1 tRNA gene is annotated in these 222 nt (G+C 56.3%); it reads left to right on the top strand.

What is annotated here, in order from left to right:
- Positions 1 to 76 (top strand) — tRNA-Ala (locus GHN92_RS23790).
- Positions 77 to 222 lie beyond the last annotated feature (146 nt).

Genomic DNA, 222 nt, shown 5'->3' with positions numbered 1-222 from the left:
GGGGCTATAGCTCAGCTGGGAGAGCGCTTGCATGGCATGCAAGAGGTCAACGGTTCGATCCCGTTTAGCTCCACCAAATTTACTGTTCAATGCCTGGCCACACCGGCATTGAATCGACCAGCACTCAGTGCTGGTCAAGTTAGAAGGTTTGTGTCCCCTTCGTCTAGTGGCCTAGGACACCGCCCTTTCACGGCGGTAACAGGGGTTCGAGTCCCCTAGGGG

The organism is Pseudomonas sp. FSL R10-2964, assembly GCF_009600035.1.
GTDB lineage: Bacteria > Pseudomonadota > Gammaproteobacteria > Pseudomonadales > Pseudomonadaceae > Aquipseudomonas > Aquipseudomonas bubulae.
Note: the sequence above shows the minus strand (reverse complement) of the source record. Positions and strands in the feature narration are given on the sequence as shown.